We start from the raw sequence: 14845 nt of genomic DNA, 5'->3' as shown, positions 1-14845 counted from the left end.
GCTTGTTTGATTCTGGTTTCTCTTAATGCATTGGATTCTGCAACTTCCGCATTTTTTTTCACTTCTGCAATTTGGGGACGACCTAATGCATCTAAATAGCCATTCGGGTCACTTACATCTTTGATCGTAAAGGAAACGATCTCCAGACCCATTTTACGTAAATCTGTCGATGCGACTTGTTGGACTTGCTCAGCGAAATCATCACGGTTTTTATAGATTGCTTCAACCGTCATGGTTCCTAAAATCGCACGTAGATGGCCTTCTAGGACTTCGCGTGCTTCATCTTCTAACTCTTCTGTAGACTTACCGAGATATTGTTCGGCTGCCGTCTTGATCGAATCCACACTATTGCCAATTTTTACAAGCACTGTCGCGCTTGCTTTGATTGGCACGCCTTGTTCAGTGTAAACTTCAGGTGTACCAATTTCTAATTTGTGGGTCAAAAGACTCAAAGTATGCGCTTTTTGTACGATTGGAATCACGAAAGTTCCGCTATTTTTTAGAATCTTGATCCCATCTTTTCCTAAAAAAGATCCCGTTACAATCAAGGCCTCATCGGGTTTTCCAATGCGATAACGAATCATTAAAAACGTGATGATCGCAATGATCACTACTACTAGCCAAACAATCGGGTTCGTCAATAAATCGGTAATCATAATGTATTCCCTCTTTCTAAAATTGGATTTGCTCTTACAACACGCGCTACTCCTTCTTGGTCAAATTCAATGATCAACACTTTCGTTCCGACCGAGTATAAAATGTCCGCTTCTTGTTCATCTAATTGAAATAAGCGTGCTGGATATAAACTTTGGTGCTCAGTATCTAACACTTCGCCATATCCTTTCCCTTGGATTTTAAGTGTGATCTCACCTAGATAATAGGTTTTTTCTTCATCAACATTGGATTGATTTTTATCTGTGAGTTTATTGTATAGATACATCCCAGGTGCAAAACATACACTTAATAAAAGATAGGCGAGAAGAATAACGAGTAACAACATTAAAATTTTTAATACAAGTGGGGCTTCTTGAATCGCTTGTATACTTTGATTTATCATGCGTTTCACCTCTTCTCTTTTCATCATATCTTAATTTTTGAACGCTTACAATAATTTTCTAAAAAAAATAGACGATCGCGTGACGCGATCGTCTAGTACAACTTATTTTTCTACTAAAACCTGATCCATTTGTGCTAAAGCATCCAACGCGCGATTTGCTAATGTTTCATAACGCGTTTTTTTGTCGCGAATACGTTCAGGTAATTCTGGGAACAGTCCGAAGTTTGCATTCATCGGTTGAAAATGTTTCCCTGAGGCATGGGTAATGTAGTAAGCCATCGATCCGATTGCCGTTTCTTGTGGAAAGACGACTAATTCTTCTTCTTTCGCTAATTTCGCCGCATTGATCCCGGCAACTAACCCACTTGCTGCGCTCTCAACATACCCTTCAACACCAGTCATTTGGCCTGCAAAAAACAAGTCTTCACGTTTTTTAGATTGATACGTCTGATGCAATAATTCTGGTGAATTCATAAAACTATTGCGATGCATGACACCATAACGTACGATTTCAGCGTTTTCAAGTCCTGGGATCATTTGAAATACGCGTTTTTGTTCGCCCCATTTCAAATGCGTTTGGAATCCAACGATATTATACAGTGAAGCCACGGCATTGTCTTGGCGCAATTGAATGACTGCATATGGACGTTTCCCTGTTTTAGGATCTTCTAATCCAACTGGTTTCATTGGCCCAAACAACATCGTTTTAGGACCACGAGTTGCCATCACTTCGATTGGCATACAGCCTTCAAAGTATTTTTCTTCTTCGAAATCTTTCAATGGTGCGACTTCAGCATTCACAAGTGCTTCACGAAATGCTTCAAATTCTTCTTTTGTCATCGGACAATTTAAATAAGCCGCTTCTCCTTTATTATAACGTGATTTCAAATATACTTTATCCATATCAATGGTGTTTTTATCGATAATCGGAGCAGCCGCATCATAAAAGTAAAACCCATCGGATCCATTGAATGCTTTGATCGCTTGGGCTAGTGGTGCTGAAGTTAGCGGACCAGTAGCCACGATCGTGATCCCTTCTGGAATTTCGGTGATCTCTTCTTCTACTACAGTCACTAAAGGATGTTCTTTTACACGTTTTGTGATCAATTCTGAAAAAGTATCGCGATCAACTGCCAACGCGCCACCGGCTGGGACAGCCGTTTGATCAGCAGACGTGATGATCACTGAATCCAAACGACGCATCTCTTCTTTTAACACACCTACAGCATTGGTTAGGTTATTTCCACGTAATGAGTTGGAACACACTAGTTCAGCAAAATTTGCTGTATGGTGAGCTTCTGTTGATTTTTTTGGACGCATTTCATATAAGCGAACCGGTACCCCCGCTTTTGCGACTTGCCAAGCTGCCTCGCTTCCAGCTAGACCTGCACCGATGACATTTACTGTTTTCATACTGTTTCCCCTTTGTTCATCAAATTATTTTTGTACATCTTCTTCATAATCGCCGGTCGGACACACCACTTGTTTGCCACCTTTGACTTTTTTCTCTACTAAATAATGCGTACATTTTGGACAATCACGTCCAACTGGTTTATCCCAAGAAGTAAACTCACACGTTGGATAGTTCGTACAACCATAAAAAATACGATTTTTCTTCGATTTACGTTCAACGACTTGTCCTTCATGACATACAGGACATGGCACACCGATTTCTTTGACAATCGGTTTGGTATTACGACAGTCTGGAAAATTGCTACATGCATAAAACTTCCCATATTTTCCTAATTTGATAACCATCGGGTGACCACATAATTCACAATCAAAGCCTGCTGGTTCATCTTTGATTTGGATTTTTTCGATTTTTTCTTCTGCTTCTGTCAATTCTTTTTCAAATGGACGATAGAACCGATCGACGATATTGACCCATTCTTCTTTTCCTTCTTCAACATGATCGAGATTTTCTTCCATTTCGGCCGTAAAATGGACATCTACGATTTGTGGGAAGAATTCTTCCACTAAATTATTGACGATTTCTCCTAATTCAGTCGGCTCAAAACGTTTTTGTGCCAATTTAACATAATAACGTCGTTGGATCGTTTCTAGTGTTGGCGCATAGGTCGACGGACGTCCTACCCCATTTTCTTCTAACGTGCGAATTAATGTCGCTTCACTAAAACGCGCTGGTGGTTGCGTGAAATGTTGTTTAGGTTCGATATCGACTGATTTGACAAGATCCCCAACTTCTAGATCTGGTAAGATGTTTTCTTTATCTTCTTTCCCATCATCACGACCTTCGATATAGACTTTCATGAATCCTTGAAACTTGACTTTAGAACCATTCGCAATGAACATTACGTCATTTTGCTCCAACGTAACTTTCATCGTATCCAATATAGCCGGTTTCATTTGGCTAGCAACCAGACGTGACCAAATCAAACTGTATAACTTCATTTGATCTTTATCTAAATATTTTTCTAATGACTGCGGTGTACGCAAGCTACTTGTCGGACGAATCGCTTCATGGGCATCTTGTGAGCCTTGTGCATTGGCTAATTTTTTAGTTGAATGCGCTGCGTATTCTGCTCCATATGTCTCTTCAATAAATCCCGTCACTTCAGCTTTTGCAGAATCAGCGATCCGTTTTGAATCCGTACGCATATACGTAATCAATCCAACTGTCCCTTGTTTTCCAAGAGAGATTCCTTCATACAATTGTTGTGCGACCATCATCGTTTTTCGTGTCCTAAAATTTAATTTACGAGCTGCCTCTTGTTGCATGCTACTTGTCGTAAACGGCGCAGCGGGATTGCGTTTGCGTTCGTTTTTTTCCACTTTTTTCACTTCAAATTCACGTTCGGTCAAACGACTCGTTACCGCTTCAACAGCTGCTTGATCGGCTAGTTTTTGCTTTTTACCTGCGATCCCCCAAAAATTGGCTTTGAATTTTTTACGTGCTTTTAAAAAATTGCCTTCAATCGTCCAATATTCTTCAGGTTTGAACTGGCGAATCTCTTTTTCTCGATCAATAATGATTTTTAAAGCTACCGACTGGACGCGCCCAGCACTCAATCCTTTTTTCACTTTTCGCCACAGAATCGGACTTAGCGAATACCCTACTAAGCGATCTAAGATCCGTCTTGCTTGTTGTGCATCTACACGATCAAGATCGATCGTACGTGGTTCTTTAAACGCAGCTTTGACTGCTTCTTTTGTGATTTCGTTAAAGACCACACGATTTTTTTCTGTCAAATCAAGACCAAGAAGATAGGCTAAATGCCAAGCAATCGCTTCTCCTTCTCTATCCGGGTCACTTGCTAAAAAGACTTTTTGTGCTTTTTTTGCAGCTTTACGTAACTCTTTGATCACATCGCCTTTTCCGCGAATCGAAATATAATGTGGCTCATATTGGTTTTCAACATCGATTCCCATTTTACTCTTAGGTAAATCGCGAATATGGCCGACACTGGCTACTACTTTATAATTTCTTCCTAAGTATTTCTCAATCGTTTTTGCTTTTGCTGGTGATTCTACAATAACTAAATATTTATAGGCCATAAAAATGGCTCCTTCCTAAAAGTTTCTACTATATAATAGGTACTTTTTTGTGTTCCAAATCGTAGCTAATCATATCGAGTAGAAATTTATTTGTCAAGAAGTGAGCAAATTTTTTTCATGATTTTTCTAAATTTTAACGATAAAAGTGAGCTTCTGTAACAATTTGTTGTCCACTTGTCGTGCAGATCGCACCATCTAAAATCAACTCATGGCACCCATGTGACTGACCCGATAAAATATCGCCTGGTACAGCGAATACATCTTTTCCATACTCTAAAGCTAATTGTGCAGTAATCAGTGCTCCACTTCTTTGTTTTGCTTCAATGACACAAAGAGCATCGGCAATTCCTGCGATTATTCGATTGCGCATCGGGAAAAAATAAGGCTTTGGTCGAATTCCTTTTGGATGTTCACTAAGGACTAAATGTGTCTGACACATCTCGTTAAATAACGAAACAGCTTCCTTAGGATAACAATAATCCAAACCACAAGCGACTACACCGATGGTCTTTCCACCTTTTGTTAGAGTTTGATAATGCGCAGCACAGTCGACTCCTTTTGCTAAGCCACTAATGGTGATGATATTTGATTCAATTAATGCTGGAATCATTTGTTGTACGACACGATATGCATACGTCGTCGCTTCTCTAGCTCCGACAATCCCTAGACATTTCGTTGTGCTCAACAACTCGATATCCCCTTTATAAAATAACACACAAGGTGCATCATGGATTTCTTTTAATTGTTTGGGATAACGAGGATCAAAATAGGTGATCCATTGTTGATCGAGGATTTTTAACTCTAGTGCTTCATCTGTCAAACGCGTAAAACTTTCTATAAATTGGTGCTTCGTACGATTTAATTGCGCTATATGGCTGAGCTGATCAGCTGAGTAATTCACTGCTTTATGTTGAACAAGCTGTTTCAAAATTTTACCTTTTCCAGTAATTCCGATTCCTTCGCAATATGTCAAACGCAATAATAGTTGATCATAAGTAGTAAATTGTTTAAATTTTAGCAAAAAAATCCCTCTTTTCCGTAAAGTCGTTACTACTACTTACGTCAAAAGGGATTCAATTAACAATATTTTTTTACTGGTGCAAATGTTTTACGGTGAATGGGCGTAATGCCATAAGTTTCTAACGCCGTTAAATGCTTCGCTGTACCATAGCCCGCATTGTGCTCAAAATCATATTCAGGATAGCGTTGGCTGTAGTCTGACATTTGTTGATCACGAATCGTTTTAGCGACGATACTCGCTGCAGCAATCGAGACGGAACGCGCATCGCCTTTGATAATTTTTTCTTGCGGAATCGCTACATCTAGTTTCATCGCATCGATCAATAAATAGTCTGGTGTAAGCGTTAATTGCTCAATCGCCGCACACATCGCCCGTTTACTCGCCTCATAGATGTTGATTTCATCAATGACTTTAGGCGATACTTCACCGACACCAATCGCTAAGGCACAAGCTTGGATTTGTTCATATAACGCCAAACGCTTGGCTTCACTCAATTTTTTTGAGTCGTCCAGTCCTATGATCCCATGGTTTTCAGGCAAAATCACTGCTGCAGCAACAACGGGTCCAGCCAATGGGCCGCGACCGACTTCATCGATACCTGCAATATACTGGGCGCCCTTTTGACGCGCTTCTTGTTCAAAAACAGACATTTCGATGCATTTTTGAACTAATTGCATATGCTGTTCTTGGCGTTTTTGATACTGTAAACATGCTTGTTGTACGCCTTTACGCGGATCTGCTTTGAATTGACTGATTTCTTGTTCGGATAACCGGTCGACTGTTTTTAGATACGCTTTAATGTCTTTAATCGATTGCATCTAGTTCTCCCTCAATTTCATCGACACGGTCTAACGTAAAGCGACCTAAGCGCTCTTGGCGAATATCAAGTAAGATCCGTTCACTTGCTCGCTCATAATCGTCTCTAAAACCTAATTTTTTTGTAATTTCCATCAGTAACTCAGGAGCTGGCTCTTGTTCCATTTCTTGAGCAAATTTATACCGTGCGCTCAAACGATTCGGATAATACCGGACAAAAAAGTCGATTCCATATAACGCGATGTCATCTAAGTGCAAAAGTTGGTCTTTGATTGCTCCACTCAATGCCAATTTTTTGCCGATCAATTCATCTTCAAATTTCGGCCATAAGATTCCTGGAGTGTCCAAAAGCTCCAGTTCATTGGCTACACGTAACCATTGTTGACCTTTCGTTACACCTGGTTTATTTCCGGTTTGCGCGATTTTTTTCCCGATCAAACGATTCATCAATGTCGATTTCCCGACATTTGGGATCCCAATGACCATCGCACGAATCGCTCTTGGCTGGATACCGCGAGCTTGATCACGTTCGCGTTTTTCTGCTAATACTTTTTTTGCCGTTGCCATAATCGCTTTAACACTAGTGTTTTCTTTGGAATTAATGGCTAAAGCATAGAATCCTTGTGCTTTAAAATAGTGGATCCACTGTTTTGTTTGGACTTCATCTGCTAAATCTGCTTTATTTAATAAAATCATTCGCGGTTTTTGTTGAATGATTTGGTCTAACATCGGATTGCGTGAAGATAACGGTAAGCGTGCATCGACCAATTCGAATACCATATCGACAAATTTTAATTTTTCTGTCACTTCACGTCTTGCTTTGGCCATGTGGCCGGGAAACCATTGGATTGTCATCGTTTAATTCCTCTCACTTTACACTCATTGGATCCATTTCATCTCACGAATTGGATAATAGACAAAAAAGGCTTTACCAATAATTTGGTCTTCACTGATTGCACCAAATGATCGGCTGTCTTTAGATACTCGGCGATTGTCTCCAATCACAAAATAGCTATCTTTTCCTAGTTTGTCGACATTCATCAATTCTTCTAATGAAAAATCGTTTGTATATGAATTTTGATTTTGATCTTTTGCTTTATTTTCGGCTAGATAAGGTTCTGCCATTTTTTTGCCATCGATATATAATTGATCTTCTTTGTAACTGACTGTTTCACCTGGCAGTCCAATTACGCGTTTGATATACGTATTCCCATCAGCTAACTGAAAGACAACGATATCAAAACGCTTGATTTTTGTAAATTTTTCAACCAATACCCAGTCATTTTGTTTTAACGTTGTATTCATTGAATTTCCTTCGACTGGGATTGGTAGAAATAAAAACCCTCGAACAATCAGTGCAATAAATGCCACTACGACACTATACTTACAAGCTAGCCAAAAATACTCGAGAAGCAATCGTTTCTTCATGTTTATCGGCTCCTATTTTTCCAGCTCCACAAGCGCCCGTTCATACATCGCGTCTTTTTCTTTTAATAAGGTCGCCGCTGCTTCTTGAATTTTTTTAACCGTCTGTGCATCGACAACACCAGTCACACTCAATCCTTGGTCTTGTTGAAATTGTTCAACAGCTGTTTTTGTGGCATCTGTGAATTGTTCCCCAGAAAGATCGCCATACCCTAGACCACTTAAATACGTGTTTAGACTTTTCACAGCTGTCGCACTGACTCCTAGCGATAATTCTTGATCTGTTGGCAATGGTGTGGCGTAAACAAATGCTGGATAGTCGACTTCGATTGTCGGTGTGATGCCTTTTTCATGGATCCAATTTTTATTTGGTGTCAACCATTTTTTGATCGTTAATTTGACTTCACTGCCATCTTGATATTCTGTGATCGTTTGTACAGTTCCTTTACCAAACGTTTTGGTTCCAATCAACGGGATATTCGCCGATTCATTCACAGCACCTGCAAAAATCTCTGAAGCCGAGGCACTACCGCCATCGACAAGTACAACAGTAGGCTCTGTTACTTTGAATCCACCATCTAATTCTTTAGAGGCAACCGTCTTTTGGATAGTGCCATCACGATCTTCTAATTGGACGATGGTTTGACCATCTTTTAAGAACATACTTGCCATATTACTTACTTGATCTAACAGCCCTCCAGGATTTTGGCGCAAATCGATTACAAAAGCAGTTGCACCTTGCTTACGTAAGGATTCGATCGCTTCTTTCAATTCTGTCGCCGTTTTTTCTGCAAAGGTTGTAATTTCGATTTTACCAATTTCAGGATGTTTATCGTCAATGCTGGATGCCACTGAGTATAATGGAATCTTATCACGCGTTAGTGTGACTTTAAATGTATCGTCACCACGTTTTAACGTTAACGTTACATCCGTCCCTTTTTCTCCTCGAACTTGATTTACGATCTCTGTTAACGTCTTATCCGTCGTCTCTTTACCATCTACAGCTAAGATTTGATCTCCCGCTTTTAATCCGGCTTTTTCAGCTGGTGTATCTTTGATCGGCGCTTGTGCGATTTGTGGAATACCATCGATCAAGGTCAACGTCGCACCGATTCCTTCAAAGCTATCAGATAGAGATTGGTTTAGTTCGGTGGCTTCAGGTTTTTCAAGATATGTCGTATACGGATCATCTAAAGCTTCCGTCATTCCCTTTAACGCACCATCAACTAATTTATCCGTATCAACTTTCTTATAGTAATTCGCTTCTAACACATCATAAAGCGCATGTACTTTAGCTAATTCATCTGTACTCGCTACTTGATTTGGCATCAAGGTATTGTTTGTAAAGTGATCCACACTAAACACCACACCACCAGATACAACGGCTGTGAGTAGTAATGAACCTACAAAAAGCTTTTTAGAAATTGGTTTTTTCTGTTTCATAAAGCGGCCTCCAACAGTTCTCATTTTACACTATCTTCCTTATACTACCATGAGAAAAAAAAAAGAAAAAGAGTGGATACTCTTTTTCTGTTATTTCTTATTATGGGCCACATAAAGCTCCCAAATTTCATCGAATAACTGCATACTGGACACATAGTCTGTTTCAAGTTCTAAATATGAAGAAATCTCATCATATTCACAACTTTGTTTAGGGAATTGAGCATCTAAACTCACTGCTTGTGCAAATAAAGACACTGGATCATGTGTCAAGGCGCCACGCAGCGTAAGAACATAGTGATAGAAACTTCTTGTCATCGCCAATTTTCCTCAACAAATTGCGCCCGTTTTGCATGATTGCGTGCAAAGTTTTCAGGATCTTTTTTATAATACTCTTGATGATAGATTTCAGCCGGATAAAAATCTTGCGCCGCTTCGATCGTCGTCACGATCGGATCAGTAAAGCGTTGGCTATTTGCCAAGCGTTCTTTACTCTTTTCTGCGGTGATGCGTTGTTCATCCGTAACATAAAAAATCACAGGACGATAATTATCACCTCGGTCTTCAAATTGACCAAATGCATCCGTGGGGTCAGTTTGTTGCCAATAAACCTCTAATAATGCTTCATAAGAAATCACAGCTGGATCAAAGATGATCTCAACAGCTTCTGTGTGACCTGTTGTATGTTGTTTCACTTGTTCGTACGTTGGGTTTTTAACATGTCCTCCAGTATAGCCAGAGACGACGGAATGAATTCCAGCTTGTTCGTCAAAAGGCTGAACCATACACCAAAAACACCCTCCTGCAAATATTGCGCGTTCCACACACTTCACTCCTATTCTTTAGTTGATGCCGGTAAGTATAAACTAGCTTGGATCACATCGTCAACTAGATCAATCTTTTCTGCTTTAATAAACAATCCATTTTGCATTCTAAATTGATCTAAACGAATCATGACCGTTTTTTCTTTGGCATCGATTTCGATCCATTCTGGTAATTCATAACTGCGTTTGATCAGCTTCATCACTTCACTGATCGGCACCCCTAATGTTCCGATTGAAAGTGATTTAGCTTTTAATTGCACATTGCCATCTTCCATTACATAGGGATCGAAATATAAATAAAAATTGATCGGCACTCCCAATAATTTAAATTCACCCTTTAGCATCGCTTGATCATTTAGCACAAATTCATAATCCAATCCACTTTTCTCACGGTAATCGCCTAAATAAAAATCGATCAATTCGTTGACTTGTGTTTTATTGCTCGAGATATTGACGACTGGTGTTCCATTTCGCTCAACAATAGCTGGTGTTTCTTTCACCGGAAATGGCTTCGTGTCAAGTATCCGACTTGTGATAAATACACCTGTTCCTAAGATCAGTCCGACCAAAACTAAAAAAGCAATTTTCCAATAATTGTGTTGCCTTTTATTTTGATGAGGTATTTGCTTATCTGTTTTTGGTTCCATTTTGCTCACTCCTTTAGTAGCCATTCTGAATGGGTATCGACAATCTCTGTTTTCAATGCTTTACCGATCAGTTGATAGCCCAGTTTATTAGGATGAAATTTATCTGATTCTGATAAGACATTATTTTCGACGACATCTTGTAACACGCTACTTGAAGCGGTACTATTGGTCGTTTGCTTTTCGACAGATTCATCCGTTTGTAACGTTTGACCTTCTGTTCCTTTGTAGATCAAATCATTGATCGGGATAAAGTACATGTTATGTTGTTCTTTGATGGTTTCTTGTGTTGCGTCATTCCAATTATCGACAATCGTCTGCATCTCTTCAATATTCGAAAAATTCAAATAAAAAGGATTGTAAATGCCGATAATATAGACTGGTGCTTGCCCATTAAGTTCCCGAATTTTCGTAAGTAGTGCCGTTACATGCTCTTGATAACTTGCTTGTTGTGTTTTTACTTTTTTGACAGATAATGAAAAGATATTTTGTTGGATCACTTTCATTAAATCATTGCCACCAAAAGACATCGTAATAAAATCAGCAGACTTGATTTTTGCTTGTAATGTGTCATCTTTGTTGATTCTATTTAAGATCTGATCACTTCTTTGTCCAGCGACTCCGGCATTGGTTGCGGTAAAAGATACGGTTTTATATTGTTCTTCTAATGCTTTTTCTAAAATCGACACATATCCACCTTGACCGGTTTGATCTCCAATTCCTTCTGTCAATGAATCCCCGATTGCGACAAACTGGATTGACTTCTTATAAGATTGACTAGCTGTTTGTGTGACAGGCGTTTCTTTGGTCGACTCTTTTGGTATGAGCGCATTTAACCCTAACCAAGTAGCCAGTCCTATGATCAAGATCAATCCGATAATCAAACTAAATTGCGAAAGTTTCTTCATCTATTCACCCCTTGGATTTGAAAGAAAAAACCACAAGAGCACGTCACACCCTTGTAGTTTTTTCTATTATTCACTATAGTACATCATCGCAAATGCACCATTTCCCGTGTGTGTTGCAATGATCGGTGTCGTGTGTAAGATCGGAATATGCATATTGGGAAACATTTGCTCTAATTCAGCTTTGAATTCCAACATTTGTGCATGTTCTCCAGCATAAGAAATCCCGATTTGCTTGACGTGTTCTAGAGCATTTAATTCCTCTTTGAACTGTTTAAAAAATTTCGTATATGTCTTAGCACCTCGACCTTTAACGGTTGGAATCAATTCAGAATCTTTTAATTCCATGACAACGCGAATACTTAAAAAACTAGAAAGCAAGCCAGTCACTCGGCTGATTCGTCCACCTTTGACTAGATTTTCTAAATTTGAAACGCCGATATACAGTTTCGTGTTCTTTAAAATATTTTGAACTACCGCATACGTTTCATCTAAAGAAGCCCCTTCTTTTGCCATTTGTGCCGCACGAATAACGGCAAAAGACAATCCTTGGTCTGTCATATCTGTTTCAACAACCGTTACTTTACTTTTGGTCAATTGACTCGCTTGATGTGCCGCATCTACTGTCCCGCTAAGTGCTCGCGTCATGTGGATCGATAGAATCTCGCTGCCATCTGCACCTAATTCATCATATAATGCGACGAATTCGCCAATTGGCGGTTGGCTAGTCTTCGGTAATTCTTTGGCGTTTGCCATCATCTCCATAAACTGCTCACCAGATAATTGATCGTCATCGGTGTATAGTGTCCCGTCGATCATGACGGATAAGGGTACCACAGAAATAGCTAATTCATCGCGAACGTGCTTTTCCATCGTACACGATGAGTCTGTTACGATCTTAAGTTTTTGCATGCTTTGCTCACTCTCTCTTTAAAAAAAGTCTATTTTCATGTACACTACAGATAGACATAGTTGTGTTTAGTATAACAGACTGCTATGGTTTTTTCATCTATTTTATCATTAAACTGCAAAGGGATGAGGTTCGTGCAACAAACGAAATTTACTAGAAAATACTATATTTTAAATGAAATTTTAAATGCCTGTACACACGGGATCGGCTTTGGCTTAAGTGTTGCTGGATTGGTGCTCTTACTGATCAAAGGAGCCCACCAAGATGCGTTACACGTCGTTTCGTATGCGCTATATGGCTCAATGATGATTTTGTTGTTTCTCTTTTCGACTCTATTCCATAGTTTAATTTTTACTAAAGCAAAAAAAGTATTTCAAGTGTTTGACCATGCTTCCATTTTCTTATTGATCGCAGGAAGTTATACCCCGTTTTGTTTATTAAGCGTAGGTGGTTTATTTGGCTGGATCTTGTTTGGCTTGATTTGGCTTATGGCTTTGGCTGGCATCGTGTATAAATCTTTAACCTTGCACAAAGCACAGCACGTATCAAAAATCTCGACGATCATTTACGTCATTATGGGATGGCTATGTGTGCTTGCAGCTCCACAATTATTGCATTCCTTAGGTACTAGTGGCATGTTGCTTTTATTCTTTGGTGGTGTATCCTATACAGTTGGGGCTGTTTTGTATAGCTTAAAAAATATTCGTTACATGCACGTTGTATGGCACTTATTCGTCATGCTTGGTGCAGCATTAATGTTCTTTTCCGTCTTGTTTTATACATAACAATAACCCGCTTTTCCTATTTAACATTCAGAAAAGCGGGTTATTGTTATTTTTTTTCAAATAATTCAAATGTATGCGCGTAATGGTTTTGTTCATCCACAATCCCAGGGATCGTCTTCGTCAATTGCCAATCGTCCATATTGACACAATCTCTTGGGAACAACACATCACCTGTAAACGTTGCATGGATCATAGTACGATAAAGATGCGTACAGTAAGGTAACATCGAACGAAAAATACCTGTACCACCGATTAAATAGTAGGTCTCTTGATGGTTTTCCATATAGTCTAAAATTTCTGCAGGTGTATGGAAAACCAGTACGTCTTTTGCTTGGTAATGCGGATCTGTCGTCAAGACAATATTGACCCGATTTGGCAAAGCGCGCTCGCCCATCCCTTCAAACGTTTTGCGCCCCATAATGATCGCATGCCCCGTCGTTTGCTCTTTAAAAAACTTCATATCATTTGGCAGTGACCACGGAAGTTTCCCTTCTTTACCAATCACGCCATTTTCATCTTGTGCCCATAGTGCAATTAACATCTTTCTCTCTCCTTTATACCGCAATCGGTGCTTTAATCGCTGGGTGTGGATCATACCCTTCTACTGTAATATCTTGAACATCCAAATCAAAAATCGAAGAGACCTCTTCATTGATGCTAAGTTTGGGGAATGCTTTGATTTCACGTGACAATTGCATTTGCATTTGTTCTAAATGATTACTATACAAGTGGGCATCCCCAATCGTATGGATAAATTCTCCGACTTCTAGACCCGTTTCACGCGCGATCAAGTGCGTCAACAAAGCATAACTAGCGATATTAAAAGGAATTCCTAAGAAGACATCTCCGCTACGTTGGTATAACTGACAACTTAATTTATTCTCGTGAACATAAAATTGAAACATCGTATGACATGGAGGTAAAGCCATCGTTGGGATATCTTCTGGATTCCAAGCAGAAACAATCAAGCGTCTAGAGTCTGGTGTCGTTTTGATCATGTCGATCACGTCTTTGATTTGATCGATCGTCTCATTACGACTCGTCTGCCAATGACGCCATTGATAGCCATAAACTTTCCCTAAATCACCAAATTTCGCTGCAAATGCTTCATCTTCTAGAATTCGTGTGCAAAATAGCTGCAATTCTTTCTGATATTGTGCGTTAAATGCTTCATCGACGAGACAGCGGCGCCCAAAATCGGTCATATCGACGCCAGTATAGTCTTCACTTTCAACATACTTTTTAAATGCCCATTCATCCCAAATATGATTGTTGTGCTCTAATAAATAACGGATATTGGTATCCCCTTTTAAAAACCATAACAATTCACTTTTGATTAAACCAAACGGTACGCGCTTGGTCGTCAATAGTGGAAAACCCTTTGTCAGATCAAAACGCATTTGATACCCAAATACACTTTTTGTTCCTGTACCCGTTCGATCAGATTTTACGTTTCCTTCTTCTAAAATTTTTTGTCCTAGCGCTAAATAAGCTGCCTCCAT

General features: G+C 39.4%; 17 protein-coding genes. 1 reads left to right on the top strand and 16 read right to left on the bottom strand.

The features are described from left to right. The 14 genes from QZ413_RS01405 to QZ413_RS01340 form a co-directional block, all read right to left on the bottom strand. Positions 1 to 656, bottom strand: a 656-nt coding sequence (locus tag QZ413_RS01405; protein ID WP_297075442.1) for a flotillin family protein, incomplete at its 3' end; no start/stop codon positions are given. Then, on the bottom strand, positions 653 to 1057 hold the full coding sequence (locus tag QZ413_RS01400) for a hypothetical protein (RefSeq protein ID WP_297075439.1): 405 nt from the start codon (positions 1055 to 1057) through the stop codon (positions 653 to 655). The genes QZ413_RS01405 and QZ413_RS01400, both read right to left, overlap by 4 nt. A gap of 102 nt (positions 1058 to 1159) precedes the next feature. Further along, positions 1160 to 2470, bottom strand: a complete 1311-nt coding sequence (gene trmFO / locus QZ413_RS01395; protein WP_297075436.1) for an FADH(2)-oxidizing methylenetetrahydrofolate--tRNA-(uracil(54)-C(5))-methyltransferase TrmFO — start codon at positions 2468 to 2470, stop codon at positions 1160 to 1162. A 24-nt stretch (positions 2471 to 2494) separates the two neighbouring features. Continuing rightward, positions 2495 to 4573, bottom strand: coding sequence for a type I DNA topoisomerase (gene topA / locus QZ413_RS01390; RefSeq protein WP_297075434.1), 2079 nt, complete (start codon positions 4571 to 4573; stop codon positions 2495 to 2497). Between the two features lie 133 nt (positions 4574 to 4706). Beyond that, positions 4707 to 5594, bottom strand: a complete 888-nt coding sequence (gene dprA, locus QZ413_RS01385; RefSeq protein ID WP_297075432.1) for a DNA-processing protein DprA — start codon at positions 5592 to 5594, stop codon at positions 4707 to 4709. Between the two features lie 56 nt (positions 5595 to 5650). Beyond that, positions 5651 to 6412, bottom strand: a complete 762-nt coding sequence (locus tag QZ413_RS01380) for a ribonuclease HII (RefSeq protein WP_297075430.1) — start codon at positions 6410 to 6412, stop codon at positions 5651 to 5653. Further along, entirely contained in the window at positions 6399 to 7265 is an 867-nt protein-coding gene (gene ylqF / locus QZ413_RS01375) for a ribosome biogenesis GTPase YlqF (RefSeq protein WP_297075427.1), read from the bottom strand. The genes QZ413_RS01380 and ylqF overlap by 14 nt, the downstream gene beginning before the upstream one ends. 24 nt (positions 7266 to 7289) lie before the next feature. After that, entirely contained in the window at positions 7290 to 7838 is a 549-nt protein-coding gene (lepB, locus tag QZ413_RS01370; protein ID WP_297075424.1) for a signal peptidase I, read from the bottom strand. 12 nt (positions 7839 to 7850) lie between these two features. Then, positions 7851 to 9278: a S41 family peptidase gene (locus QZ413_RS01365; protein WP_297075421.1), complete on the bottom strand. Its 1428-nt coding sequence runs from the start codon at positions 9276 to 9278 to the stop codon at positions 7851 to 7853. Positions 9279 to 9368: 90 nt separating this feature from the next. Then, positions 9369 to 9593, bottom strand: a complete 225-nt coding sequence (locus QZ413_RS01360; RefSeq protein WP_297075419.1) for a YozE family protein — start codon at positions 9591 to 9593, stop codon at positions 9369 to 9371. After that, positions 9590 to 10099: a peptide-methionine (S)-S-oxide reductase MsrA gene (gene msrA, locus QZ413_RS01355; RefSeq protein WP_297075417.1), complete on the bottom strand. Its 510-nt coding sequence runs from the start codon at positions 10097 to 10099 to the stop codon at positions 9590 to 9592. The genes QZ413_RS01360 and msrA overlap by 4 nt, the downstream gene beginning before the upstream one ends. 11 nt (positions 10100 to 10110) lie before the next feature. Further along, on the bottom strand, positions 10111 to 10746 hold the full coding sequence (locus tag QZ413_RS01350) for a YpmS family protein (RefSeq protein WP_297075416.1): 636 nt from the start codon (positions 10744 to 10746) through the stop codon (positions 10111 to 10113). 5 nt (positions 10747 to 10751) lie between these two features. Beyond that, positions 10752 to 11651, bottom strand: a complete 900-nt coding sequence (locus QZ413_RS01345; RefSeq protein WP_297075415.1) for an SGNH/GDSL hydrolase family protein — start codon at positions 11649 to 11651, stop codon at positions 10752 to 10754. A 66-nt stretch (positions 11652 to 11717) separates the two neighbouring features. Then, positions 11718 to 12560 carry a DegV family protein gene (locus tag QZ413_RS01340; RefSeq protein ID WP_297075413.1) on the bottom strand — a complete coding sequence of 281 codons (843 nt, stop codon included), beginning with the start codon at positions 12558 to 12560 and terminating at the stop codon, positions 11718 to 11720. A 132-nt stretch (positions 12561 to 12692) separates the two neighbouring features. Here QZ413_RS01340 and QZ413_RS01335 point away from each other — a divergent pair, with 132 nt between their 5' ends. Beyond that, positions 12693 to 13343 (top strand): hemolysin III family protein, encoded by a 651-nt coding sequence (locus QZ413_RS01335; RefSeq protein WP_297075411.1) that lies wholly within the window; start codon positions 12693 to 12695, stop codon positions 13341 to 13343. A gap of 46 nt (positions 13344 to 13389) precedes the next feature. Here QZ413_RS01335 and QZ413_RS01330 read toward each other — a convergent pair whose 3' ends face one another. Together QZ413_RS01330 and QZ413_RS01325 are read right to left on the bottom strand one after the other, a co-directional pair. Continuing rightward, complete coding sequence (locus QZ413_RS01330) at positions 13390 to 13884, bottom strand: dihydrofolate reductase (RefSeq protein ID WP_297075409.1); 495 nt, start codon at positions 13882 to 13884, stop codon at positions 13390 to 13392. Positions 13885 to 13897: 13 nt separating this feature from the next. Next, positions 13898 to 14845 (bottom strand): thymidylate synthase, encoded by a 948-nt coding sequence (locus QZ413_RS01325; protein ID WP_297075407.1) that lies wholly within the window; start codon positions 14843 to 14845, stop codon positions 13898 to 13900.

Origin of the sequence: uncultured Enterococcus sp. (assembly GCF_913775425.1) — a bacterium.
Classification (GTDB): domain Bacteria; phylum Bacillota; class Bacilli; order Lactobacillales; family Enterococcaceae; genus Enterococcus_G.
The sequence above is the reverse complement of the archived record's forward strand: the minus strand, read 5'-3'. Positions and strand labels throughout refer to the sequence as shown.